This is a genomic window from Paenibacillus sp. 01T424 (assembly GCF_056398745.1).
The window spans coordinates 59497-84839 of the sequence record NZ_JBFTPZ010000024.1 but is presented as its reverse complement, the minus strand read 5'-3'; the positions used below and the strand labels follow the sequence as shown (position 1 = coordinate 84839).

Below are 25343 nucleotides of genomic sequence, written 5' to 3'. Positions count from 1 at the left end.
CCTCCCGTGGAAAGGAAGAACCCATATGCAAGAAGCTCATCAGGAAAACGCGGTTCAACTGGCAAGGGTACCTCAGCCTAGAACGAGCGAGCTTAAGAAGCGGCTTTGGAAAAACAAATGGCTCTATGTCATGCTGCTGCCGGGCGTACTTTTCTTCATTATTTTTAAATATATTCCGATGTTTGGGCTTGCTATTGCCTTTCAAGACTATAAGCCGTTCAAGGGTATTGGCGGGAGTGAATGGGTGGGCTTCAAGCATTTTGAACGTTTGTTCACCGAGCCTGATTTTTTGAACATTTTAACGAATACACTGCTGCTGTTTGGCATGAATTTATTATTTTATTTTCCGATCCCGATCCTGCTGGCGCTTATGCTGAACGAGGTTCGATTCTCTTTTTTCAAACGGACGTTTCAGACGCTTGTGTATTTGCCGCATTTTATGTCTTGGGTCATTATTGTGTCGATCAGCTTCGTCATGCTAACGTCGGACGGCGGTATTGTGAACGAGCTGCTTGAGTACTTTGGATTCGAAAAAGTCAATTTCCTGCTCAGTCCCGAGTGGTTCAGACCAACCTATATCATTCAGGTGATCTGGCGGGAAGCGGGTTGGGGAACGATCATATATTTGGCGGCCATCGCCTCCGTCGATCCTGGCCTCTATGAGGCAGCACGGATGGATGGAGCGGGCCGGCTTAGACAGGTATGGCATATTACGCTGCCTGCCATTCGTAGCGTTATTATTATTTTGCTCATTCTAAAGATCGGCGATGTGCTTGAGCTTGGGTTCGAGCATGTGTACCTGCTGCTGAACTCGATGAATCGTGAGGTTGCTGAGATTATCGATACCTATGTCTATACGGCTGGACTTAGACAGGGGAAATTCAGCTACAGCACGGCGATTGGCTTCTTCAAATCCTTTATCGGGCTTGTGCTTGTAATGACGGCCAATAGGCTCGCGAAGAAGATGGGCGAGGAAGGCATCTATTAGGATAAGGCGCTCGAAGGTTAAGTCGCCAGAAGCTTCACTACAAAAACTTAAGGAGGATTCAGCATGGTAGAGGATAAAACGTTTAGCGGGCGGCTATTTTCCATTGTGAACTTCACGCTCCTTGCCATTATCGCGCTCGTTACGGTGCTTCCGTTTCTGCATGTTGTTGCCGGATCATTCAGCACAAGCGCCGAGATGGCGATGAAGAAGTTCATCCTCGTGCCAACGATTTGGAGCTTTGATGCCTATAAATTCATTTTCTCGACCAATACGATTTTTCGTGCCATGACGGTATCGACCGGCGTTACGATCGTCGGCACCCTGTTCAGCATGTTCACAACAGCGTTGATGGCCTATGGCTTGTCGCGAAGAGATCTCGAYGGACGCAAGGGAATTATGTTTCTCGTTGTATTTACGATGCTGTTCAGCGGAGGGCTCATTCCGACATTTCTTGTTGTGCGCGAGATGGGGCTGATCGACAGCTATGCAGCGCTCATTATCCCGTCGGCAATCAGCGCGTTCAACCTTATTATTTTGAAAAACTTTTTTCAAAATATACCCGAAGGGCTTGAGGAATCGGCCAAAATCGACGGCTGCAACGACTTCGGCATCTTGTTCCGTATCGTGCTTCCGCTATCGATGCCCGCGATCGCTACCATTTCATTATTTTACGCGGTCACCTATTGGAATACGTATCTCAGTGCGATTCTGTACTTGGATGACAGCGCCAAGTGGCCGATTCAGGTGCTGCTCCGCCAAATCGTCGTGCTGGCTAGCGGCCTAGACTACAGCTCTGACCTGGATGCAGCAGTTCCGCCGCCGGATCAGACGGTGAAGATGGCTGTCATTGTTGTAGCGACGCTGCCTATTCTGATCGTATATCCGTTTTTGCAAAAGCATTTCGCTAAGGGTGCGATGCTGGGCTCGATTAAAGGTTGATGTTGTTTGAGCTTGAACTGTAACAGTGGAAAATGGAGAGGAGTACTGTTTGGATGCGAAATGATGTGAAATTGACACCTATCGATTGGGCGAGAGCCGCTTGTGATTCATTAATGGACACCTATTTGCCAGAAAAGCTTCCTCCTGCTGGCCGCTGGCATTATCACCAAGGCGTGTTTCTTTGCGGGATGGAGATGCTGTGGCAAGCGGAGGGGGATGAACGTTACGCTGCTTATATTAAGCGCTACGTAGACAAGCTGGTGGATGAATGCGGCAACTTTGATTTTGCCCGTGACGAGCTGGATGCTATCCAAGTGGGGCTGTTATTGTTCCGTTTAGATGATCAAGGCGATGAGCGCAAATACCGAATCGCAGCCGATAAGCTGCGCAGCCTGTTCGACACGCTGCACCGCACCTCGGAGGGCGGCTTTTGGCACAAGGATAAATATGCCTACAATATGTGGCTGGACGGCTTGTATATGGGCGGAGTATTTGCGCTAAAATATGCGAACGCMTACGGAGAAATAGCGCTGCGCGATATGGTTCTGCATCAAGAGCAGCTGATGCGACGCTATATGAGGGATGAGAAGACGGGGCTGCTCTATCACGCTTGGGATGAGAGCAAGCAGATGCCTTGGGCAGATCCTGAGACCGGCTGTTCGCCAGAGTTTTGGGGTCGGTCACTTGGCTGGTATGGTCTTGCAGTCGCTCAGTTTCTTGATGAAATAGCGGAAGGCGAAGCGGGACGTGCTGAGCTGGAAGCCGTGCTGGCTGATTTCTCTCAGTCGCTGATTAAGTATCAGGATGGAGAGAGCGGACTCTGGTATCAGGTCGTGGACAAAGGCCATTTGGCTGATAATTGGCTGGAAACTTCTTGTACTTGTTTGTTCGTTTATACGCTAGCAAGAGCCTACAAGCTTGGCCTTGTAGGAGATGAGTGCTTGGATGCGGCAAGGCGCGGGTTTGAAGGGCTTGTTCRAGTGGTGCAGTCTGACGAGCAGGGACGTTTCATCCTGCCGGATATTTGCATCGGCACCTCGGCTGGCGACTATGAAAACTACGTCACGCGCCCAACGAGCCAGAACGATCTGCACGGCGTCGGGGCTTTCATTATGGCATGTGTTGAGATGGAGTCGCKTGTTGATCGGAAGGAGTAGCGTATAAAAGAGAAAGCTCTGCGGCAGAATGAGCCGCAGAGCTTTGTTTAAATGTGCGCTTAGCACCTGTTATCCTTAATAAGCTAATTTAAAGCACCTGCTCCAGGAAACGTGCAGCTCTCTCGCTTTGCGGCTTAGTGAAAAACTGCTCAGGCTTCGTTTTTTCAACAAGCTTGCCGTTATCTAGGAAATAAATCGTGTCCGCAGCTTCACGGGCAAACTTCATTTCATGCGTAACAATAAGCATCGTCATGCCGCTGTCGGCAAGGCTGCGAATAACATTAAGCACCTCTTTGACCATCTCAGGATCAAGCGCAGAGGTTGGCTCATCGAACAGCAGGATGTCGGGCTCCATCGCTAAGCTTCTTGCGATCGCAACGCGCTGCTTCTGTCCGCCGGATAAGCGGGATGGATAACTATCTGCTTTGTCCGAGAGACCTACGCGAGCTAGCAGCTCCATCGCTTTCTTACGGGCTTCCTGCTGCGATACTCCTTTGACCTGAATCGGAGCAAACGTAATATTGTCGATCACGGTCATATGCGGAAATAGGTGAAAGTGCTGGAATACCATGCCGATCCGCTGCCGCACGCGGGCAATATTTGTTTTGGGGTCGGTAATGGCTGTTCCATCTATTGTAATTTCGCCGGAAGTTGGCGTCTCCAGCATATTTAAACAACGTAGAAAGGTGGATTTCCCTGAGCCGGATGGTCCGATTAGAGCAACAACCTCTCCTTTTTCAACGGTTGTTGTAATACCTTTTAGCACTTGGTTTTTGCCGAAGGTTTTAGTTAAGTCGGTTACATTAATCACTGCGGCGCAGCCTCCTTTCAAGCATTCGAGCAAAGGATGTTAAGACAAGCACAAGCACGTAATAGATTGCAGCTATAAATAATAACACTTCAATGGAGCGGAACTCAGTGGAGCGTACTACATCTGCACGGCGCATCAAATCGGATACCCCAATGACAGATACGAGTGACGATTCCTTAAGCAAAGCAACACATTCGTTCACGAGCGCCGGCAAAATATTACGAAGCGCCTGCGGGAATATAATGCGAAGCATCATCTTCCGGTACGGAATGCCGAGTGCAATGGCAGCTTCGCGCTGCCCTTTGTCCACGGCCATTATGCCGCCGCGGATCGTTTCTGACAAATAGGCAGCTGAATTGAGTCCGAAGGCAAGGCCGGCAGCCATTAACGCAGGTATATCGTAATTGAATAGCTGCGGCGTTGCATAATAAATAATGGTCAGTTGTACAAGCAGAGGCGTGCCGCGGAATATAGATGTATAAGCGGTTGCGAACCACTCAAGCGGCTTAATGCCGGATATTTTGAATAGGGACAACACTGTACCCCACACAAGTCCGAACAATGCGGAGACAAGGGTGAAGAGCAGCGTGACATATACACCCTTTAGAATATAAGGAGTGTATCCCTTCAGTATACTGAAGTCGATGTTCAAATTAAGCAGAGAGTTGGATTGTTCCTTCTCAGCAGTAAACCATTTCTGCACGATTTCATCGAGCTTGCCGTCGTCCTTCATTTTTGAGAGGACACCGTTAAACTCGTTCACAATAGTGGACTTCTTAGGAAATGCAATGGCATAACCATTTTCCGCCGATTCAGCTGGCAGGAAATGCATCGCCAAACCCGGGTTAAGGTTGGTCATCTCAATGGCGACAGCGTCTTCTACGATAGCCGCATCGACACGTCCGGAGTTCAGCTCTTGAATAAGATCTGGAATCTTATTAAGCTTCTTAAGCGTGGCTCCTTCAATCGTTTCTGCGTAAAGATCCTGTGTGGAGCCAAGCTGCGTCGCGACTAGTTTACCCGATAAAGAAGCTTCTGTTTCGAGCGGTGCAGACTTCTTTGAGACAATCGTATTGCGGGCAGCGTAATACGTATCAGAGAAATCGACATTTTGCCTGCGCTCATCCGTGGCGGACATTGCGGACATGACGAAGTCGACTCGGCCGGTCTGAAGCGCAGCAACAAGCCCATTGAAATCCATGTGTGTGATTTCCAGTTCGTATCCGAGCTGACTAGTGATATACTTGGCTATATCGATATCTAATCCAACGAATTCGCCGTTGTTTTTGGCATCGACGCTTTCGTAAGGTGGATAATCGGCGGATGTGCCCATTATGAGTTTCTTTTTTTGACCATTAACTGGAGTGCTTGATGCACTCTCTGCACTAACGGAATAAGCGCTGCTTTTCCCCATAGGGAAGGCTTGTCCAAGTCCGATTAGCAGAACCGTAAAGACGATAAGCGATAAATAAATGACTTTGAGCTTTTTTCGATTCATGGTGTCCTCTTTCTTCTAAGTTGATAGGTTTAACAGGCTTATCTGTCATCACGAGATGAGTGTATATGATAAAATAGCTCCGTTTCAGCCGTATGCGCCTGTAACATTAGAAATTATATGGTGTTCACTATCCTTTGTAAATAACCAATGGGCCACTTTTGTGAAAATTTCAGCATATTTATTAGTACCCACTTATATTTATGCTGAATAATTTATGCGAAAAGACTGCATTTATTGAAGAAATTAGTGCCTGCCATTTTTGTTTGCATATTCGAGATTTTGACAGTCGTCATTTGATCAGAATTACTGTTATAATATCCAGATAGAAAGAAAACTATTTTTAGATGAAGGGAGGTGAGTACATTGTTCGAGCTTGAACTGCATGACATCATACCGTATCTCATTTCAATCAGCCTACTTTGTTCATTAGCGTATGCTTACGCTTCGCATCTGCATTCTGGTGCCTATGAGTACTGGGAACGGAATCAGGTTGTAAGTATAATGTATAGTTTGCTGCCGCAGGTATTGATTCGTTCAATACCGCTGCATCATTGGTTAGTTCGCAAGGTAAAGCGGAAAGAATCGCCAGATGATGACATAGCAGACTGTTCCAACTCGTTTGTTCAGCTATTTTCAAACAAACGAGGAGGATTTTTATGCAAACGAACAATGTATTCACTTCTTTAAAATACGGACGTGTATTAATGGCCGGTTTGATGCTGGCAGGGCTGCTTCTAGTAAGCGGCTGTAGTACGGCTAGTGGTACGATTGATGGAAATACACCGGGTATTTTTAACCACTATGTCATTTACCCATTATCAGCGGTGCTTCAATATCTGGCTGATATGTTTGGCGGAAATTACGGTTTTGCGATTATTGGCATTACACTTATGATCAGACTTGTTCTATTGCCGCTCATGATGCGCCAGTATAGATCTCAGAACCAGATGAAAACAAAGATGGCTATCCTTCAGCCGGAGCTCAAGCAGCTCCAAGATAAGTACAAAAACAAATCAGATGCAGCATCCAAGCAGAAGCTGCAGCAGGAAACGATGCAGCTTTACCAGAAGCACCAAGTGAATCCGCTCGCTATCGGGTGTTTGCCAATGCTCATTCAGATGCCGATATTGATGGGTCTATATTCCGCAATCAAGCTTACGCCAGAGCTGGCAGATCATTCGTTTCTTTGGTTTAAGCTAGGCTCGCCGGATATTGTGCTGCCGATTATCGCAGCGCTCGTTTATTTTGTACAATTCAAGGTTTCGCAGACGACGCAGCCCAATGCGAATGCTGCACAACAGAAGCAGATGGCTTTCATGGGTTACCTGTCTCCGATACTGATGGGCGTATTCGCTCTATCGGCACCGGCAGCTATCTCACTTTACTGGGTAACAGGTGGGTTGTTCATGATTGCGCAATCTTATTTAGCCAAAAAAGTGTACGCGCCGAAGGTGGATGTCGCACTCGAGGGCAGCGCCTAAACTTGAAGGAGACGATCAGATGTCAGTCGGTGTACTCGCTCATTTATTCGGAAGCTTGCCGTACAAGGAGCTTGCTCCTAAGGTTGCGGAGAGCGGCTTCAGCCATGTGCAGCTAGCTTTGTGGAAGGCGATTAGCGATGTCGATTTCAGCAAGCCTGGGAACTTAAGCCCAGGTCTTGCGAATGCAATCGGCGAGCAGTTCGATAAGCATGGCGTTTCGATTTCAGTGCTTGGCTGCTATGTTCATTTATTTGAACGTGACGAGCAGCTGCGCCGTGCCAATGTGAATCGCTTTAAGGAGCTGCTGCGCTATGCGAAGTATTTCGGAGCGCCAATGGTAGCTGCGGAAACGGGACGGAATGAAGGTGGAGACTACACTGACCGAGATTGGTCCGTGATGAAGGTGACATTAGAGGAGTTAGTAGAGGAAGCTGAGAAGTGGGGCGTCTTTGTCGGTCTAGAGGCGGCAAACGACCATTTGATTGGAACGGCTCCTGAGCTGGCTCGGATGCTGGGGGAGGTTCCTTCCTCCAATATCGGTGTCGTTATTGATCCTGGCAATCTGCTGACATCTTCTAATTTTACGAGGCAGGATGAGGTCATTGGGCAAGCGTTCGAACTGCTCGGTGATCGTATTATTGCGGCTCATGCGAAGGATCGCATGCTGCTCGGGAGTGGCGAACTGGCTACCGTAACTGCTGGCCTCGGACAGATGAATTATGAGCTGTATATGAAGCTTTTGAATCAATATAAGCCGCATGTACACATCATCATGGAAGAAGCGAAAGAGCATCAGATGGCGGAGTCAAAGGCTTATATAGATGGAATTCGTGCGCGGGTATAAGGGCTTAAACGCAAAAAAAACAGTAGACCATGGGACTCCCGAGGGCTGCTGTTTTTGTTTTTTTATATTGGAAAAGACGGTTTAGCCCGTCCTATTCAGTTGGAATTTCATCTACATTACCTGAAGTCGGAACATTTCGAAGCAGCACAAGTAATTTTTTTTTGGAATCGGCATGAACTACTCCGCGAAAAACCTGATGTTTTGTGTGGATGTCGAGTGAAAATTTCGTATGAAAAGGATCTGTTTCCGTCAATTGATAATAAACAACATCCTCCCAAGGAATGACTGTTTTTGCATGGTACACGCCATCTTCACCAATTGAATAATTGATTTTACCGCCAGAGAATATGGTGGTGAGCATAATGGGAAAAACATACGCAAACCAGTGCTTATAAACGATATCCGTTAAACCAAAGATAAGCAGTATCCATAAGGTCGTAACGATAACTACATACGACAGCACTGTGAGAGTGAATTTTTTGTCGGGAATAAGGAAAGATGGATTATATACCTGAACATTTTTTTTGGATTTTTTAAATATCCGAAATTGTTTATGCTCATTGTAGAAGGACCAAATGAGGATCAAGCAGCTGAGGATGTTCAATAATAATGTAAACAAAAAATCGATGTGCAATTCGGTCGCTCCTCGTATATTTGCTGTAGTTGTTAGTATAAAGGGATATATCCGATAAGGTAGAGGAGGTACTGAGAGCAGTTGAATAAGAATTGTTACTCTTCCATTGATTATAGGGATAACAATACTTTTGTACCAAGGGACTAAATTCCTATTTCATTTAAATTATATTTGATTTAAAAGAGCGCAAGCAACGAAATATAGTTTGGTAATTTCCGAAAGAGGTTTTGCGTGCATTAACTAAACGCTAACAACTGTTTATCGGTGGAATCTAAAAAAGAAATAAATAGTGCAGAAAATGCCGTAGCCTTATCACTTCCAGGTTAACGGTATTTTTATGTTGGCTTAATTGAAAATTGATTTGAAATCCTCAAATATGTAAGAATGGAATAGGGATTTATTGTAACTATTTTTGAAAATATACTATGATGAAGAAGAAAATATCGAAAGAAAAATTAAATGATGAGTAAACCTTACTACAGAGCCAAGGGAGGCACATTGTGAGCCATAAAATATGGATGGGTAAGCAGACTGATTGCTTATGGAAAAATCATCAATGATGTTGTGACGCTGCTTGCTGTGCTGGAGGAAGCCGAAGCTTTTGAGAAGAGTTTCATAAAAGAGGGCAATCTACCGAGGTTGATGCTCACTATTGGTGCAGACGAGCTTCCCGCTATGGTGAAGGATGCAGAACAGCTTGCTGAGCGGCTGCTGCCCCTTGCGGAAAAAGGCTTTTATTCTGAAATGGTGAAATTTTGTGATGAGAGTCATGTCAGTGTGCTGCCAGCGACAATTAGCAGAGTATTGCGGTTCGCGTTATCGAGCAATCATAAGGGATGATAATTTAGATTTTTAAGAAAACCTCTAGTCTACCGAAACGTAGCTGGAGGTTTTTTTGCAGTCCTAACTGCTGATAGAAGCTTGTTTGGATTTAATGATTTTTTTGCCTATAAATCCTATCAAACCTAATCCAGCAAAAGCGAACATGATGCCCTTGTAGTCGTATAAAAAAATACGCATAATAATAAATCCAGCCAATCCACCGTAATAGGCGAATTCAAATATTTTTTTCATTTATATATCCTTTCTTGAAGAGTAGTCTCCAATCGGTCAAATCACTAGACATCATATTTTGGTCATATTTGGTATAATACACTAAATTTTATAATTTATATAGTGCTAACTATGACTTATGCAGTTCGCTGAATGAAGTGGGAATTGTGAGAATTTATGCTTGAATAAACCGACCACCAAGGGCTTTAAGCTGAAGAGATATTTTTTTGGGAAATTTGCTTGTTTTAGTTGCCCTTTTACCACTCGTGTGCCAATTACGTCAGTAACGTTATAAGGGGATTGTATCCTACGAAGTAAATATTTCTCTCAAACGTGTCTAGCGCACACTACTGCTAAAAGGATGAAGAAAAGCATAACGTCCGTTGCCTGCTCCCCAATGTCAATTAATGATGATATACTTATCTAACACAAATGATATTGATAATCAAAATCAATTATTAGCGGTAAGTAAATTAGAAAAAAGTGAAATAAGGGAGCTCGGATAGATGCAGGAAGAAGCAGAAGCAAGCCAGGTATATACACCAGAGATGATCGATACGATGGCCCGTATTTGGACACGTTCGGTCATTACATTAATAGATGTACGCTTTCAGAATATAGAGCCCCAATACCCGTTAGAGCAGTATAAAATGCCTAGTAGCATGTTTATCTATGCATGTGGAGGAGAAGCGGAAATTCAACTGAATGAAACTACATTTGGAATGGAGCGCTTCGGTTTAGTTCACGGCGGGAAGGGGAGCCTGCTCAGTATTTCGCCTAAAGGGGGAAATGTGAAGACCTTTATGATGTTTTATAAAGCAGAATTACCTCTTTTTTTCAATAAGTATCTGCAGCAATTACTGGAGCAAGTGAATCCATTTATTCAACAGTTTGGTTATACGCCAAGTAATCCCATCTTGCTGCTCGATTGGTTTCAACAGATGATGAATGGCTGGAACCGCGGTAAGGCGATGGATCAGCTGCAGGCCAAAAGTTTTCTATTTCAACTGATTCATGGGGTGTACAGAGATTTTGAGGGTGGTGAGATTAGGTATCTCCAGCCAGATCCAGCCTGTTCTGCCAAGATATATCTTGATAAACATTACAGAGAGCCGATTATGTTTCAAGAGATTGCCGATATGTTTGGCATTAGTGGTGGGCAATTGACGCGGCTGTTTAAAAAGAAGGAAGGGATGAGCTTACAGGAGTATCTCATTCAGAGAAGGATTGAAGCTGCGTGTCATGACTTGAAGCATACAGAAGCAACCATTAAAGAGATCGCAACAGGATCTGGTTTTGCAGATGAGAAAAACCTGTTTCGGATGTTTAAGAAGTATTACAAGATGACGCCAAGTGATTATCGGAAAATAAACGCACTATCCATGCAGGTTGATGGTATTGATAACGATTCTCATCTTCATTACAATAAGATGGAACTAGCGAATCTAGTCAAGTCTTATAGAGAAGGGGAATCAACCATGTTTGGACAAGTAAGAAGTAAAGAAATGATTTTGGCGGCGGCAATGAGCTTGATGCTGTTGTTGTCGGCATGTACATCGGGGACGCCAGCGAATAACGGAGGAACGGTGAATCAAGCGCCTGCACAGACACAACAGACGACACAATCGGAAGTCTCGGAGACGAAAGCTTCAGAAGCAGTCTCGCAGACCAGAACGATATCTACAGTAAAGGGTGATGTTGAGGTGCCTAGCAACCCTCAGCGTGTTGTAGTCGATTATTTGGTGGGTGATGTGGTGGCCCTAGGTGTAACTCCTCTAGGTGTGGCAAGAGCGGCAAGGGGCGAGACGGAACCTGTGTTTGCTAACCAGATTAAAGACGCCATTAATATAAAAGCGGAGCCGGAAGATGTCATGACTCTTGAGCCTGATCTAATCATTTTAGCATGGGGTGATGAAAATTATGAAGATTTATCCAAAATTGCCCCGACAATTTATGTCCCTTATGGTGATATGACTACAGAAGAGCGGATAAATTTTATTGGTGATGTTTTGAATAAGCAGGAAGAGGCTAAGGCTGTTTTGAATGCTTATGCCGGAAAAATCGAAGAGGCGAAGCTAGCCCTTCAGAATGCAGGTCTTTCAGACGTGACGATTACGATGGGAGAATTCAGTGATAAAAGTAACTACGTTGCTGGAGCCAAGCATGCGGTTGGCGAGCTTGTTTATAATGAACTTCAAATGCAGGCACCGTCAAAAGTTCAAACTGATATTATTGACACTGATAGATATTGGGGAGATATCTCTATGGAGGTCTTGGACGCTTACATAGGGGATTATCTGATCTCCATAGGAGATACGGAAATACCTGCTGATAATGCGGTTTGGAAATCACTACCTGCTGTGCAGAACAATCATATCGTAAAGGTGGGTACATCGCTATCTTGGTCCACGGATATAATGACTTCCAGTGCATTGATCGATCATATTGTAAATCAATTGCTGAAATTAGCTAAATAAGGTTTTTAATATAAGAGCAATGTTTCAAACTAGATTGTCATTAGGTGAGGAAAGGAACACATGATGAAAAACAAGCCTGAACAAAAACGCCGTGGAGCAATAAACTTCACCATGTACATGGTGGTAGGGCTTGGATTAACGGTTCTCATGTCGGCGGCATCGATTAGCTTCGGTGCCGCCGACATGAGGTTAGCGACTGCATGGGAGGCTATTTTCCGATTTGATCCAACTCTGACTGAGCATCAAATTATTCAAACCCTACGTCTTCCTCGTACCGTAGCCGATCTGATTGTCGGGTGCAGCCTTGCGGTATGCGGGGCTATTATGCAGGGGACGACGCGCAATCCGCTGGCCGACTCTGGGCTGATGGGAATCAGCTCTGGGGCAGCATTCGCGATTGCACTTTGCCTGGCCTTTCTGCCGGGTTATTCGTATGGGCTGATGATGCTGTTTGCTTGTCTGGGTGCAGCGCTTGCGACCGGGATGACCTATTTTTTCGCTTCACTGGGCAAGCGCGGAATGACGCCTCAGCGGTTGGTTCTGGCAGGACTCTCCATATCCATGCTGTTTGGTGCACTCAGTCAGTATTTAGCGATTAATTATAACCTTGGTCGAGCATTAGCATTTTGGACGGCAGGCAGTACAGCGGGGACTAAGTGGGGGGAATTGCTGATTATTTCACCGCTATTTGTTGGTGGCGTACTGCTGGCGCTGGCGCTGTCTCCTTCCGTTACACTGCTCAGTTTGGGGGATGATGTGGCAAGTGGACTCGGTATTCGCAGCGGATTGGTCAAGGGTCTATCGACGATTATCGTGCTCGTGCTGACTGGATTGGCAGTTGTCATGGTTGGCCCTGTTGGTTTTGTTGGTCTGATTACCCCGCATATTGTACGATACATGGTCGGTGTCGACTATCGGTATATTATTCCTGCTGCTGCGCTATATGGTGCGTTGCTGACCGTATCGGCCGATCTGGTTGGCCGATTGATCAATAAGCCTTTCGAAACACCGATTGGCATTATATTTTCTATCATTGGTGTACCGTACTTTCTCTTCCTGGCTCGCAGGCAAAGGAGGGAATTTGAATGATCAAGCAGCGTTATACGGTGCAACGGGGCATCATCGTCAATGTAGTGCTCTTGGTGCTCATCCTTATGTTTGCTGTCCTTAGCGTGAATTCTGGCAAAATGAATCTTTCGCCGCTAGAAGTGCTGAACGTTCTTCTGGGAAACGGTACCGACAAGCAAAATCTGATCGTGTTCGATTTTCGCCTGCCACGAATTGTACTGTCGATCTTGGTAGGTCTGGGGATGGGAGCGTCTGGGGTCGTGATGCAGAGTTTGCTGCGCAATGACATGGCTAGTCCGGGGACACTTGGAATTAGTTCGGGATCGGGTTTGTTTGTCCTATTCTTCGTCGTATTCATTGCATCGACAGGAAAGAGCGCCTTTATTGCCCTGCCATTGCTGGCCTTTGTTGGGGGACTGTTGGCGGCAGGATTGATCTTCTTATTATCGTATCGCCGTGGGCGAGACATCTCGCCAATCGGTTTGATTTTAACCGGTGTCGCGCTCGGAAGCGGGTATGGGGCGCTGACCACCTTCCTGACGCTCAAGCTGGATGATTCGCAGATGAACTTCATGCTGCACTGGATGGCGGGAAGCTTGTGGGGCGATGATTGGCGCTATATTTCCATACTAGCACCATGGGTCTTGATTTTACTCGGCTATATTTTCTATAAGGCTCGCATGCTGAACACCCTCTATCTGGGCAATCAGACGGCACAAGGGCTGGGCCTTGCCGTGAAGCGGCAGTTTTTGGGGTTGTCGATCGCTGCTGTTGCTTTATCCTCTGGCAGTGTGGCCGTGGGTGGAAGCTTCTTCTTCGTTGGCTTGATCGCACCGCATATGGCAAGAAAACTGGTCGGGCCCGATCACAAATTGCTCGTTCCGGCTGCCAGTCTGACCGGGGGATTAGTCGTGGTTCTGGCTGACACGATTACGCGCACGGTTAGTCTTGGGGGAGATGTGCCGACGGGAATCGTTATTACGGTCATCAGTGTTCCTTACTTTCTTTATTTACTAGCGAAGGCCAATTAGGAGGACGCCATGGAATGTATTACAGCGCAACAAATCGATATTGCCTATAATGATACACTTATCGTAAAAGAACTGGATTTGCAGATTCCGCGTGGACAGATTACCTCGATTATTGGTCCCAATGGATGCGGCAAATCAACCGTACTAAAGGCAGTCGGTCGGCTGCTCAAGACGAAACATGGCACGGTTTATTTGAATGGTGCCGATATCCACACACTGTCCACCAAGGAAGTAGCCAAGCAGATGGCGATTCTGCCGCAGACGCCGACCGCACCGAGCGGTTTGACAGTCGGTCAATTAGTCGCCTATGGGCGCTTTCCTCATCAACGGGGCTTTGGCAAGCTTTCCAAAGAGGATAAGCAAGTAGTCGCTTGGGCCCTATCGGTTACACAACTTACAGTGCTTGAGCATCGTGAGGTCGATACGCTCTCTGGCGGTCAGCGTCAGCGCGTATGGATTGCGATGGCGCTCGCCCAGCAGACCGATCTGATCCTGTTGGATGAACCCACCACTTATCTGGACTTGGCGCATCAGCTTGAAGTGCTGGAGCTGCTCTATGAACTGAATCGCAGTCAGCAGGTGACGATTGTGATGGTGCTGCATGACCTGAATCTGGCAGCGCGCTTCTCCGATTATATGGTAGCGATTCGTGAGGGCCAGGTGGTGGAGCATGGCTCGCCAGAGCGCGTAATGACGGTACGGACACTGCGTGAGGTGTTTGCCATTGATGCCGAGATTATGCTGGAACCACGAACGGGGCGACCGGTGTATGTGACGTACGAGCTATTGCGTGATAAACGTAGAGAACAAGGAGCGGATCAAGGAGCAGATGAAGCACTCCTAAGAGCTAAGGAACAGAAGGAGGCAATTGCCACATGAAAATCGCATGGCGTGTCCTACTGGGCGCCCGGAAATACTGGTTACAGTTAGGCATTGGATTTGCCGGTGTCTTAACGGCTACAATGGCAGGGTTTTATTTACCCTGGGCGCTCCGCTCGTTGACACAATTGGCGACTGAAGGTAGCAGTCAGTTTGCCTCAGAAGCGCTGACGATTGGTTTGTTGCTGCTTGGAGCCACCTGTCTGCAAGCCATCGGAACATCACTGGCAGGTTATATGAACCATTATGCCGCACTTCATTATGTGGCGGATTTAAGAACAAGATTGTATAGCAAATATCAGCAGATGAGCTTGCGCTATTTCCATCGAAGCCGGACGGGTGACTTGACCGGGCGCGTTGTTAATGATGCGATGGAAGCGGAAATTTTCATTGCCCATGCTATTCCTGAATTTATCATCAACGTACTGACTTTTATCGGAGTAGGCATCTTGCTCTTGACGATCAATGTGAAACTGGCACTGATCAGTCTAATCACGATTCCGTTGCTGCTTGCGATCACGATATGGCAAAGCAAGCGCTTGTCGCCGCTGTGGGGAGAGAATTCCAAGGCGCGGGGAGAAATTGCTGGCAAGGTTCAGGAAAACTTGTCGGGCATGAAGGAAATCCAAATTTTCAATCGGCAGGAGGAGGAGCGGGGCAACGTTTCTCGTCTGGCTATGAAAAATACTAAGGCCTATTTGCGCGCTAGTCTGTTCTATGAAACCTCTGTACCGTTGTTGGCATTTGTGACCGCGCTGGGTACCGTGTTTATTGTGATAATGGGCGGCAGACTGATGGCAACAGGCGAGGTAAGCATTGCTGATATCATCGGATTCATCGCCTACCTGGGTATGTTTTATCAACCGGTAAAGTCCTTTTCCGGCTTGGTAGAAATGGGAGGGCGAGCCGCCGCTGGTCTTAAACGGGTATATGATGTGCTGGAAGAAGAGGAAGACATACAGGAGAAGCGAAACGCAGTTCGTTTGCCTCGTGTACAAGGACAGATATCCTTTCAAAATGTCTCATTCGCTTATCAAGATGGTGCGCCTGTACTAGAGAGGCTGAACCTCACTATTGAACCCGGAAAGACCGTGGCGCTTGTAGGAACAACCGGCGTAGGAAAGTCGACATTGGCCAGTCTCGTTAACCGTTTCTACGATCCAAAGGCCGGTTCGATTCGAGTAGATGGCATCGATATTCGTGATGTGACGCTCTCCAGCCTACGTGACAATATCTCGATGGTGCTGCAGGATACCTTCTTGTTTGATGGCTCGGTGTATGACAATATCGCTTATGGCTGGAAGGACGCGACCCAGAAAGATGTGATTGATGCAGCGAAAGCGGCTAAAGCGCATGATTTTATAGCACAGATGGAGCAAGGCTACGATACGGTAATTGGTGAACGCGGTGTGCGTCTGTCCGGAGGGCAGAAGCAACGGCTCTCGATAGCACGGGCGATTCTGCGCGATGCACCGATCCTCATTCTGGATGAAGCGACATCGGCGCTTGATACCAAGACCGAGCAAGAGATCCAGCAGGCGCTGGACGACATATCCAAGGATCGCACAACACTGGTAATTGCCCATCGGCTATCGACGATCCTTCATGCCGACCAGATCGTCGTGCTGGAGGGTACAGAGATTGCCGAGATGGGTACGCATAAGGAACTGCTGCGAAGTGGCGGGATTTATGCACGATTGTATGCGACGCAAGCCTCTTGAATGTACTATGGTGCTAACAGTTGTATAGACATATTCCTTTCCCTCCCTGGAGCGTTCGCTCCGTTCATTTGTCAATGGTAGGGAGCAGGGCTTGATAAAAACATGAAAACCCGCAAAAAACCTTGATTTTATAAGGCTTTTCGCAGGTTTTCTTTCCTCTTCTTAGATTTATCTTCTGCTATCAACTATAAAAAAAATAAACTGATTGTTATTCCTGCAGCACTCACCCATGTTATAAACTTTTTTGATTAATCGTTATATTCATGAAAAAATAGGGCGAACCCCACTAGACATTTGCTACTGGGATTCGCCCTATTAGTTATTTATAGTACGTTCAAATGAGGAATAACAAGACCGCCATAGGCGAATGCGATAACGATGACGATGGCAGGATGAATTTTGCGGAACTGCATCGCCCAGAAAGCGACTGCTGCAATAATGAGCGATTGCACAATTCCGATCGATTCGATAGAGCTTTCAGCCATTTGCCATGTAAGCAGCAGCATCATTATGGCAATTACGGGCTGTACAAGCAGCGTCATTCCTTTGACTACAGGCGATTGACGATGCTTCTGCAGCACCTTAAGAAGTAGAATGAGCGCAACAGCGGATGGAACAATCGTTGCAGCTAATGCGGCAATTAAGCCGATCCAGCCGCCGACATCGTAGCCGACAAAGGCGGCAATTTTAGTCGCAATCGGACCTGGGAGTGCATTGCCAAGCGCCAGTATGTTTGAGAATTCTACTGGTGTCGTCCACTGATGATTCGTTACAATCTCCCTGTACATAAGCGGAATGGAGGCTGGTCCGCCCCCGTAGCCAAGCACATTAGCAATAAAAAATCCGATAATTAAATTAATCCATTCCACGTGTTACGCCCTCCTTCTGCTGGCTGCTTCGGAGTTGCTTCTGCTTTTTTTTGCGCTGAAGGGCTGCAACTGTTTTTAGATGAAAAGCACCGTAACCAAGAAATAAAAGAATGACGATAGCAGGATGAATATGAATGCCTTGCAGCAGTCCAAATGCTAATGCAAAAAAGCCAAAACCGACGTATTTGCCAAGTCCTTTGACGGCACGTTCTCCGAATTCATAGGCCATCATGCCAAGCATGACAGCGATGACAGGCGTTACCGCACCGATCATACCTTGTATGAAGGCCGCGCTGCTGAGGAATTGAACCGTCGTTAATAGCAGAATCATCGCAACAGCAGAAGGGATGATATGGGCGAGAACAGACACGATGGCACCGAGAGTACCTTTTTCGCGATACCCTAAATAGGCGGCAATCTTTGTTGCGATCGGACCTGGCAGTGCATTAGCAAGCGCAAGAATTTCGCCAAATTCCTCATCTTCAATCCATTTATAGTTCGTAACTGCCTCGTATCGAATCAGCGGGATAACGGACGGGCCGCCCCCGTAGCCAAGAATACCTGTCTTCATCATCGCCCATGAAAGCTGCATGTAGCGGTTATTCATTATTTTGCCAGCCATCATCTACAGCCTCATTCCCATTCGACTCTTGTAACGATTGATTAACACTTGACAATCGACGCTCATAATGCCGGGCAGTGTGTAAAGCTTATCTTTGAGAAAATGCTCCATCTCCTGATTGTTGCGAAACAGACCATGCATATGCAGTTTACTCGGTCCAGTCATATGGTAGAGGCTTGTGACAAACGGCTCTGTCGAAAGCTGATCAGCAACGGCGTGCAGATGCTTAGGCTCTACCTCTACATTGAAAAAAGCCGATACATTTATACCGATTCGCTCAGGGTTAATGACGGCCGTGAATCGTTCGATGACGCCGCCGTCCATCAACGCATTAATCCGAGATTGGACAGCTACTCGCGATAATCCAATCTCCTTCGCTAAGTCTGTGTAAGATATTCTTCCATTAATATTGAGCTCAGCAATGATTTTACGATCGATATCATCAATTTCCATGATTTTTGGTTCATCAATAAGCTTTTCTTGCACTTGTTCATCAGCTCCAATTTTATTTCATTATTTTGCAAGGTGTCTTGTAATACCGAGTTTTAATTACCATATGTATAAATATATACACATCACCATTCGTTTTCAACACAATTAATAAAAAGAAGTTACATTTTTATTGCCTATCATTCTCTGAGGTGGTATTTTAAAAGAATACACAATGTTATATTATCTAACATATTAATAATGAATTGCGAGTTTGATTAGAGTTATATCCATTTTTAGGGGTGGTAGATATGAATCAATCGGTCATCGGAACCAAAACTATGGTTGTCAGCCCTCATTATTTAGCTACTGCAGCTGGCGCTCGTATGCTTGCGCAAGGTGGGAATGCTTACGATGCAGCTGTCGCTGTGAGCGCATGTCTCGCCGTCGTTTATCCGCATATGACAAGCCTTGGAGGAGACTCCTTCTGGCTCGGCTATCATCATAGTGAAGGAAAGGTGCGCGGCTATAATGCCAGCGGCCGATCTGGTTATAAAGCTAGTATTAGTGCTTACGATGGCTTGGCGGCGATTCCGAATCGGGGCATTGGCAGTATCGTAACGGTGCCCGGCATGGTAGATGGCTGGGATGCGGTTCACCGAGAGTATGGCAGACTGGACTGGGCGCAGGTGCTGGCACCCGCTATTGATTACGCCGCGAATGGCTTCCCTATGTCGAATGATCAATATCAAAATACGGTTCATAATGAAATCGTTCTTGCAAGAACACTCGAAACAGCAGATATATACTTGCCAAACGGGCAGGTGGTTAAGGTTGGCGAGCGATTTAAGCAGCCTGCGCTTGCGAAGACGCTGCGCCGTTTAGCTGAATTTGGGCGCGATGAGTTTTATAAAGGCGAAACTGCAAAGGAAATGACGAGTTTTTTGGGCAAACAAAATGGTCTGCTTGCCGAGGATGATTTTGCGGATCATCATGGCGACTGGGTGCTCCCGATTGAGGGCACTTACCGAGGATATACGCTTCATCAGATGCCTCCCAATTCACAAGGCTTCTCCGCTATTATGGCGCTTCAAATACTAGAGCAGTTTAAGCTCGGTGAAATTGAACATGGCTCCCATAATTATTATCATCTATGCGTCGAGGCACTAAAGCTAAGCTTCCATGACCGGAACAAATATTTATCAGACCMTGCATTTACGAGCATACCGCTTGAGCGGCTCTTGGATAAAAAATATGCGGCAGCGCTAGCTGCTTCAATTGAGTTAAATCATGCTTCATGCGAGAAATCAGAGATGCTGGGCAGCGACACCGCCTATGCAGCAGTTGTAGATGAGGAAGGGAATTCCCTCTCTTTCATTCAAAGCTTGTACTTCGAGTTTGGATCGGGCGTCGTAGCGGGCAATACGGGTGTTTTATTGCAAAACCGCGGCTCGTTTTTCTCGCTTGATCCGAATCATGTAAACAGTCTGAAGCCAGCTAAAAGGACATTCCACACCTTAATGCCAGCGATGGCATGTCGTGATGGCAAGCCTGCTGTGCTGTATGGCACGCAAGGCGGCGAGGGCCAGCCTCAGACGCAAACGGCGATATTTACCCGGATGATTGATTATGGCATGGATCCTCAGCAAGCGATAAATGAACCTAGATGGGTATGGGGCCGAACGTGGGGAGAGCCAACGCAGGAGCTGAAAATAGAAGGACGTGTTTCTGCAGACGTACTAGCATCGCTGGCGCAGGCAGGTCACTCGGTAAAGAAAGTGAAGGACTTCGACGGCATTATGGGCCATGCTCATGCGATTATGCGAGATGAGCAAGGATTACTGCAAGGCGGATCGGATCCGCGCTGCGATGGCGCAGCAATGGGATGGTAAAGAGGAGGCGGGGATCTTGATGAAGCAAAGCTGGAATGCGTATGCGACGGAACAGCTTGAGATAGAGCCTTTAGCTGAAGGTGTCTTAAGCGGTAAAACGTATGCGGCAAAGGATGTATTCGATATTGCTGGGCATATCTCTGGTGCAGGCAATCCTGATTGGCTGCGAACACATGACGAGGCGGATAAGCACGCTTCGGTCATAAATCGGCTGCTTAGAAACGGAGCGACATTAAAAGGAACAACCATTACAGATGAATTGATGTACAGCATTAACGGGGAAAATGCCCATTATGGAACACCGGTGAATCCTAAAGCGTTTGGCCGAATACCCGGAGGCTCCTCCAGCGGATCAGCTGTTGCGGTGTCGGCAGGATTAGCAGATTTCGCTATAGGTACGGATACGGGAGGCTCCATTCGAGTGCCATCCGCCTATTGTGGAATTTATGGAATACGGCCTACGCATGGTGCAGTGGATACGAATGGGCTTATACCGCTGGCGCCTAGCTTCGATACGGTAGGCTGGATGGCCCGAGATGCGCAGACACTGCTTCAAGTGGGCAGTGTACTGCTTGATGAACAAGGGAGCAGTAAGGAGACATTCACGCGAATGGTGTTTGCGAAGGATGTATGGGCATTGACGGATGAGCACACATCTACAGCTTTGTCGCAATATTTTCCAATGCTGCATGATCTAGCCCGGAGGCATGAACAAGCCATCATTGCGCCAAACGGGCTGCGAGAATGGGTGAATGCTTTTCGTATCATTCAAGGATTAGAGATTTGGCGTGAGCATCGGGACTGGATATTGCGCGAGCAGCCTGCCTTCGGACCGGGCATAGCGGAGCGATTTGCTTGGGCGAGCACGCTGCGGGAAGAGGATAGTGGTACAGCTTTCACCATTCGGGATGAAGCGCGGGCGCTTATGGATGGATGGCTTGGAGAGGATACGGTGCTCGTTGTGCCGACCGTGCCTGCGATAGCGCCGCTGCTCGGATTATCGGGCTTGGAGGTTGAGCAGCGTCGTGCTCAAACGCTCGAAATGAGCTGTTTAGCAGGGCTGGCAGGGCTGCCGCAGGTTACGGTTCCGATTGCAGGCGAGCTGGGTTGTCCAATTGGCCTCTCCTTCATTGCGGGAAGAAGTCAGGATATGAGGCTGTTGAAATGGGTCGCTGATCACGTCTCGATACGAATAAAGCCATTAAGCTAAAGAAAAGGAGCTGCTGGCAATGAAAATATCAACAGTAAAAAGGAATGGCAAGGAGCTCGCTGCGATACCAAGTGCAAAGGGCCTTGTTCTTATAGAAACGATTAATGAGGCGGAGAATGCCAGCTGGAGTACAGAGCTGTTCGAGCTTATTCGTTTGGGCGAGCTGGAGTTTTTAACAAAATGGTACGAAGGAGCAGGGAAGGAAAAGTTGAAGCGATTGCCGGCGATTCCTTATGAGGAGGTACAGTACGCTCCGCTATACCGTCACCCTCGCAAAATTTGGGGTATCGGCATGAACTACGTAAAGGATGCGGCAGAATTAGCGTTGGCGGACCCAAATGAAGAGCCAGTCAGCTTCATCAAGCCGGATACGACGATTATCGGCCCGCTTGATGCGATACAAATTCCAGAGGGAGTTGGGAAAATCACAGCAGAAGCTGAACTCGGCATTATTATCGGAAAAACCTGCAAAAATATATCAGAAGCTGAAGTGTATGACGTCATTGCCGGGTATACGACGACAATTGATGTTACGGCAGCTGATATTCATGCTAGACATCAGAGGTTTTTATCGAGGGCCAAAAGCTTCGATACCTTTTTCAGCTTCGGGCCGGAGTTTATTACGAAGGATGAGTTTCCTGATTTGTTAGAGCTGAATGTGGAAACCGCAATTAATGGTGAGGTCGCACATCGCAATAAGGTATTCAATATGAAGTTTCGCCCCTTTGCAGCTGTTGCTTTTCATTCCAGAGTGATGACGCTGCTGCCGGGCGACATTATGATGACTGGAACACCAGGTGCTGTCATTATTCGCGGCGGAGATATAGTAGGCTGCCATATCGATGGTTTCGAGCCGCTGCTGAACGCTGTTCAATTTTAAGCTTGCTCAGAGAATGAAAAACTGCTATATATAAGTAAGTAAATAAAAACTTGTTTGGAGGAGAGACGATGATCGACGTATTCCCCGCGGCATCGCGGCATTCGGCGGATCTAGGCTGGCTGCGCAGCCACCCAAGCTTCTCATTCGGAGCTTATCATGATCCGAATCGAACAGGCTTTAGTGTGATGCGTGTGTGCAATGACGATTATTTGGCTCCGGAAAAAGGTTTTGGCGCGCATCCACATAGCGACATGGAAATCGTATCTATCGCATTGAATGGTCGCATTAGACATGAGGATAACATGGGCAACTCTGTCGTGTCCTCGTTTGGCGAGGTGCAACGGATGTCAGCTGGCACGGGCGTTATCCACACGGAATTTAACGCATCAGAAGATCAAGAGCTGCGCTTGCTCCAACTGTGGTTCATGCCGCAGGAACGAGGAACGAAACCTTCTTATGAAGCGAGCCGATTCGATGTAGACAAGCTGCATAATGCACTGCTTCCTGTCGTTTCAAATCAGGTTTTGGAACAGGTTGCCTCGATAAATCAGAATATGACGATTTATCTGAGCAAGCTGGAGCAAGGAAAACAGCTCGAATACGTTGTCGATCCGGGACGCAAGCAATTTATATATATTATTGAAGGTGAACTGTCGGTTCACGGCGAAACGCTAATGACCGGTGATGAGGCACAAATTGAGGCAGCTGAGGAGCTTACACTCACCGCTGCGGCTCCAGCCTTTTTTATGCTGATCGATTTGCCTTAGCTTTCGAAGTAAGTTTGCATTCGCAAACTTTAAGCATACGCTTTCGAAGTAAGTTTGCATTCGCAAACTTTAAGGAGGGATAAAAATGAAACAAACGTTTCTTGTTAAACATGCGGTGGGTGGACGGATGTTTATTGATTCGAATAAGCTGGAAGTGCCCTATACGCTTGTTCCACAGGGGGAAGGCTGGCGATTCACGGTTTCTGTGCCATGGAGCGAAAGTATCGAAGAGCTGCTTGCACATAAAGCGGAGCTGAACGTGTTTGTTTTCCAAGAGTTTGATGATAAGCCCACGTTAAAGACGTGGTATTACGTCAAAGACGGTCCAGTTGAATATAACACTGATGAGAACAGTCTCACGATTGTAGCGGATTCTCATATCCCCTACTACCCTCACGAGTATTCGGTTTAAAAGCACAAGGCAATCATGTGCAATTATCAATTTGCTGTACACATAGGCCAGTCAGACATGCTTCCACATGTAGGGCTGGTTTTTATTTGTGTCCATACATGTCGGAGTTGTCCAGCTGCTGAAAGAAATGACCTTCTCTGCAAAGCAAGAAAGGTGCTGCCACCCTGCGGCGACAGCACCCTATCGAAGCCTTATCCAATCATTTATTTATTGGTGCTGTGCTGCTTATTTACAAGTCTCTCTGCAGGGTTGCCGTTGCCGTTTCTTCTTTTGTTGAGTTCGGCTTTACGCTGCGTAGCCTGTACCTTTTGGACAAACTCACTTGTGCTTTCCAATTGTATTTCCTCCTCGTTTTTTTGGCATTCTTTCCAACTTCCTTAATTAGAATATCCAACATTCAAAAAAACTGGCGTTAGCGTCACTTATTTTGAGAAAATCGATTGATTGTAGCATTGGGCTCCCTTATGATACCGATATGTACTACCCTTTTGATAAAGTCATTTACGTTAACTATATAGGGAAGATTTAAATTTGCACTTCAATTGATCGTACGAGCGGAGCGAGAATAATCATGTTTAGAGTCATAGCGAGGGCGCAAATGAAAGAAGGCTTCGAGATGGAAGCCATCGAAGCGGCGAAACAGTCAGATGCTGTACAGCAGCTAATAGAGCAAGGGGAGATTATGACGGTTGGCTGTTTCCAATGGGAGCGAAATGTGTTCATTTACTGTGAGTGCATCCATCGAGTGCTCGAGCCCGAAGAGCTGCTTCCAGAGATGGCTGCTTTTTTGGAGAATTGGCCCGGACAGTCAGCTGCGCGAAAATGGATTCCGATGATTGATGTCTTCCATTTCAACGAACCAGCCAGCTTTGATCATTGGCTTCGCAAAGAAACAGTTGAACGGCGTGTTGGAAGAGTGGCGCATTTAAAGCCGGATATGGCAGCAAGCTATATTTATTTTCATTATCAGCTCCAAGAGGAGCGGGCTTTCCATGGGCCGAAGTATGAAATCATTGCGATGCATGAGAATTTACTGTTTGGTTATCAGGAATTTCCTGCCGTCGTCGAGGAGCCCATATTGCCGGGGAAGCTTAGTACGACAGGGACTCCTGCCAATTGGAGCGATTCTAGAATGGATCTTCATTTTCAACCTTGGGAGGATGGGCATTTGTATTTCAAACCGATTGAGCAGCTGTTTGCGCATTACTGCCACTCTCCAAAAAAAAGGCGCTAAAATATAGGCTGATATTTGCCTTTATTGGACGAAATATGGTACAATAAAATCAATTGCAAGTTTGAAGCAAATATTCACAATACACTGCTGTTTATAAATGATAACTGCCCCTTACTCTAAGTTCGAGGCAGTTTTTCCTTTTTTATCGCGAAGGGGGCTGACCATATGTACAATCGTAAAAAACCGCTTGAAGAAATTCCGGAAGAAAACACGAAGGTATGGACATGCGAGACGGAAGGGTGCAACAGTTGGATGCGCGATAACTTTGCGTTTGATCACGTTCCTACTTGTTTAATCTGCCATGAACCAATGGTCAGTGGCGAGAAGATGCTGCCCGCGCTCAATAACTCCAATAGTGACATGAAGACGTTGAAGAAGGGTACACCGATTATGTAGGTGTCTTTCTTAGACAAAGAGAAGCTGAGTTTTGCTCGGTTGGTTAACGCC

General features: G+C 46.7%; 27 protein-coding genes. 19 read left to right on the top strand and 8 right to left on the bottom strand.

The window, feature by feature from the left end; genetic code table 11:
* The first annotated feature begins 25 nt into the window (after positions 1 to 25).
* From AC1DPK_RS18565 to AC1DPK_RS18555, 3 genes are all read left to right on the top strand, one after another.
* Complete coding sequence (locus AC1DPK_RS18565; protein WP_441874618.1) at positions 26 to 988, top strand: ABC transporter permease; 963 nt, start codon at positions 26 to 28, stop codon at positions 986 to 988.
* A gap of 63 nt (positions 989 to 1051) precedes the next feature.
* On the top strand, positions 1052 to 1927 hold the full coding sequence (locus AC1DPK_RS18560) for a carbohydrate ABC transporter permease (RefSeq protein WP_477511265.1): 876 nt from the start codon (positions 1052 to 1054) through the stop codon (positions 1925 to 1927).
* 53 nt (positions 1928 to 1980) lie between these two features.
* Entirely contained in the window at positions 1981 to 3084 is a 1104-nt protein-coding gene (locus AC1DPK_RS18555; protein WP_477511264.1) for a glycoside hydrolase family 88/105 protein, read from the top strand.
* Between the two features lie 88 nt (positions 3085 to 3172).
* On the opposite strand, the gene AC1DPK_RS18550 is transcribed toward AC1DPK_RS18555, so the two are convergent.
* The gene (locus tag AC1DPK_RS18550; RefSeq protein ID WP_430056719.1) at positions 3173 to 3895 is read right to left on the bottom strand and encodes an amino acid ABC transporter ATP-binding protein; all 723 of its coding nucleotides are present in this window, start codon (positions 3893 to 3895) and stop codon (positions 3173 to 3175) included.
* Positions 3888 to 5393, bottom strand: coding sequence for an ABC transporter substrate-binding protein/permease (locus AC1DPK_RS18545; protein WP_441874620.1), 1506 nt, complete (start codon positions 5391 to 5393; stop codon positions 3888 to 3890). Before AC1DPK_RS18545 ends, AC1DPK_RS18550 begins: the two co-directional genes overlap by 8 nt.
* 363 nt (positions 5394 to 5756) lie before the next feature.
* On the opposite strand from AC1DPK_RS18545, the gene AC1DPK_RS18540 reads away from it, so the two are divergent.
* The 3 genes from AC1DPK_RS18540 to AC1DPK_RS18530 are packed head-to-tail and all read left to right on the top strand — an operon-like array spanning position 5757 to position 7718.
* Positions 5757 to 6080, top strand: coding sequence for a hypothetical protein (locus tag AC1DPK_RS18540; RefSeq protein ID WP_076266345.1), 324 nt, complete (start codon positions 5757 to 5759; stop codon positions 6078 to 6080).
* Complete coding sequence (gene yidC / locus AC1DPK_RS18535) at positions 6050 to 6874, top strand: membrane protein insertase YidC (RefSeq protein WP_076266344.1); 825 nt, start codon at positions 6050 to 6052, stop codon at positions 6872 to 6874. The genes AC1DPK_RS18540 and yidC overlap by 31 nt, the downstream gene beginning before the upstream one ends.
* Positions 6875 to 6893: 19 nt before the next feature.
* Positions 6894 to 7718 (top strand): sugar phosphate isomerase/epimerase family protein, encoded by an 825-nt coding sequence (locus AC1DPK_RS18530; RefSeq protein ID WP_441874621.1) that lies wholly within the window; start codon positions 6894 to 6896, stop codon positions 7716 to 7718.
* 91 nt (positions 7719 to 7809) lie between these two features.
* Here AC1DPK_RS18530 and AC1DPK_RS18525 read toward each other — a convergent pair whose 3' ends face one another.
* Positions 7810 to 8352, bottom strand: a complete 543-nt coding sequence (locus tag AC1DPK_RS18525) for a DUF5673 domain-containing protein (RefSeq protein WP_441874622.1) — start codon at positions 8350 to 8352, stop codon at positions 7810 to 7812.
* 564 nt (positions 8353 to 8916) lie between these two features.
* Between AC1DPK_RS18525 and AC1DPK_RS18520 the strand changes: the two genes are divergently transcribed.
* Entirely contained in the window at positions 8917 to 9192 is a 276-nt protein-coding gene (locus AC1DPK_RS18520; RefSeq protein ID WP_477511263.1) for a hypothetical protein, read from the top strand.
* Positions 9193 to 9255: 63 nt separating this feature from the next.
* Here the strand turns inward: AC1DPK_RS18520 and AC1DPK_RS18515 are convergent, their stop codons facing one another.
* Positions 9256 to 9426, bottom strand: coding sequence for a hypothetical protein (locus AC1DPK_RS18515; protein WP_339205489.1), 171 nt, complete (start codon positions 9424 to 9426; stop codon positions 9256 to 9258).
* Positions 9427 to 9911: 485 nt separating this feature from the next.
* Between AC1DPK_RS18515 and AC1DPK_RS18510 the strand changes: the two genes are divergently transcribed.
* The 5 genes from AC1DPK_RS18510 (at position 9912) to AC1DPK_RS18490 (ending at position 16581) form a co-directional block, all read left to right on the top strand.
* The gene (locus AC1DPK_RS18510; protein WP_477511262.1) at positions 9912 to 11882 is read left to right on the top strand and encodes a helix-turn-helix domain-containing protein; all 1971 of its coding nucleotides are present in this window, start codon (positions 9912 to 9914) and stop codon (positions 11880 to 11882) included.
* 63 nt (positions 11883 to 11945) lie between these two features.
* Complete coding sequence (locus AC1DPK_RS18505) at positions 11946 to 12971, top strand: FecCD family ABC transporter permease (RefSeq protein WP_441874833.1); 1026 nt, start codon at positions 11946 to 11948, stop codon at positions 12969 to 12971.
* Entirely contained in the window at positions 12968 to 13981 is a 1014-nt protein-coding gene (locus AC1DPK_RS18500) for a FecCD family ABC transporter permease (RefSeq protein ID WP_477511261.1), read from the top strand. Before AC1DPK_RS18505 ends, AC1DPK_RS18500 begins: the two co-directional genes overlap by 4 nt.
* A gap of 9 nt (positions 13982 to 13990) precedes the next feature.
* On the top strand, positions 13991 to 14860 hold the full coding sequence (locus tag AC1DPK_RS18495; protein WP_441874626.1) for an ABC transporter ATP-binding protein: 870 nt from the start codon (positions 13991 to 13993) through the stop codon (positions 14858 to 14860).
* On the top strand, positions 14857 to 16581 hold the full coding sequence (locus AC1DPK_RS18490; protein WP_441874627.1) for an ABC transporter ATP-binding protein: 1725 nt from the start codon (positions 14857 to 14859) through the stop codon (positions 16579 to 16581). The genes AC1DPK_RS18495 and AC1DPK_RS18490 overlap by 4 nt, the downstream gene beginning before the upstream one ends.
* A 323-nt stretch (positions 16582 to 16904) precedes the next feature.
* Here AC1DPK_RS18490 and AC1DPK_RS18485 read toward each other — a convergent pair whose 3' ends face one another.
* The 3 genes from AC1DPK_RS18485 to AC1DPK_RS18475 are packed head-to-tail and all read right to left on the bottom strand — an operon-like array spanning position 16905 to position 18525.
* Positions 16905 to 17450 carry a chromate transporter gene (locus tag AC1DPK_RS18485; protein WP_441874628.1) on the bottom strand — a complete coding sequence of 182 codons (546 nt, stop codon included), beginning with the start codon at positions 17448 to 17450 and terminating at the stop codon, positions 16905 to 16907.
* Entirely contained in the window at positions 17437 to 18075 is a 639-nt protein-coding gene (locus AC1DPK_RS18480) for a chromate transporter (RefSeq protein WP_441874629.1), read from the bottom strand. The genes AC1DPK_RS18485 and AC1DPK_RS18480 overlap by 14 nt, the downstream gene beginning before the upstream one ends.
* Positions 18076 to 18525 (bottom strand): Lrp/AsnC family transcriptional regulator, encoded by a 450-nt coding sequence (locus AC1DPK_RS18475; protein WP_339209783.1) that lies wholly within the window; start codon positions 18523 to 18525, stop codon positions 18076 to 18078.
* Positions 18526 to 18812: 287 nt separating this feature from the next.
* Here AC1DPK_RS18475 and ggt point away from each other — a divergent pair, with 287 nt between their 5' ends.
* The 5 genes from ggt to AC1DPK_RS18450 all read left to right on the top strand — a co-directional run bounded on the left by ggt (position 18813) and on the right by AC1DPK_RS18450 (position 23662).
* Positions 18813 to 20393 (top strand): gamma-glutamyltransferase, encoded by a 1581-nt coding sequence (gene ggt / locus AC1DPK_RS18470; RefSeq protein ID WP_477511260.1) that lies wholly within the window; start codon positions 18813 to 18815, stop codon positions 20391 to 20393.
* Between the two features lie 19 nt (positions 20394 to 20412).
* Entirely contained in the window at positions 20413 to 21603 is a 1191-nt protein-coding gene (locus AC1DPK_RS18465) for an amidase (RefSeq protein WP_441874836.1), read from the top strand.
* Positions 21604 to 21622: 19 nt separating this feature from the next.
* On the top strand, positions 21623 to 22483 hold the full coding sequence (locus AC1DPK_RS18460; RefSeq protein ID WP_441874631.1) for a fumarylacetoacetate hydrolase family protein: 861 nt from the start codon (positions 21623 to 21625) through the stop codon (positions 22481 to 22483).
* 68 nt (positions 22484 to 22551) lie between these two features.
* Entirely contained in the window at positions 22552 to 23250 is a 699-nt protein-coding gene (locus AC1DPK_RS18455; protein WP_441874632.1) for a pirin family protein, read from the top strand.
* Between the two features lie 85 nt (positions 23251 to 23335).
* On the top strand, positions 23336 to 23662 hold the full coding sequence (locus tag AC1DPK_RS18450; protein WP_441874633.1) for a hypothetical protein: 327 nt from the start codon (positions 23336 to 23338) through the stop codon (positions 23660 to 23662).
* Between the two features lie 203 nt (positions 23663 to 23865).
* Here the strand turns inward: AC1DPK_RS18450 and AC1DPK_RS18445 are convergent, their stop codons facing one another.
* Complete coding sequence (locus tag AC1DPK_RS18445; RefSeq protein WP_076266332.1) at positions 23866 to 23997, bottom strand: DUF4023 domain-containing protein; 132 nt, start codon at positions 23995 to 23997, stop codon at positions 23866 to 23868.
* Between the two features lie 236 nt (positions 23998 to 24233).
* On the opposite strand from AC1DPK_RS18445, the gene AC1DPK_RS18440 reads away from it, so the two are divergent.
* Positions 24234 to 24896, top strand: a complete 663-nt coding sequence (locus AC1DPK_RS18440; RefSeq protein ID WP_477511259.1) for a hypothetical protein — start codon at positions 24234 to 24236, stop codon at positions 24894 to 24896.
* Between the two features lie 165 nt (positions 24897 to 25061).
* Entirely contained in the window at positions 25062 to 25292 is a 231-nt protein-coding gene (locus tag AC1DPK_RS18435; RefSeq protein ID WP_053373644.1) for a cold-shock protein, read from the top strand.
* The last annotated feature ends 51 nt before the right edge of the window (positions 25293 to 25343 follow it).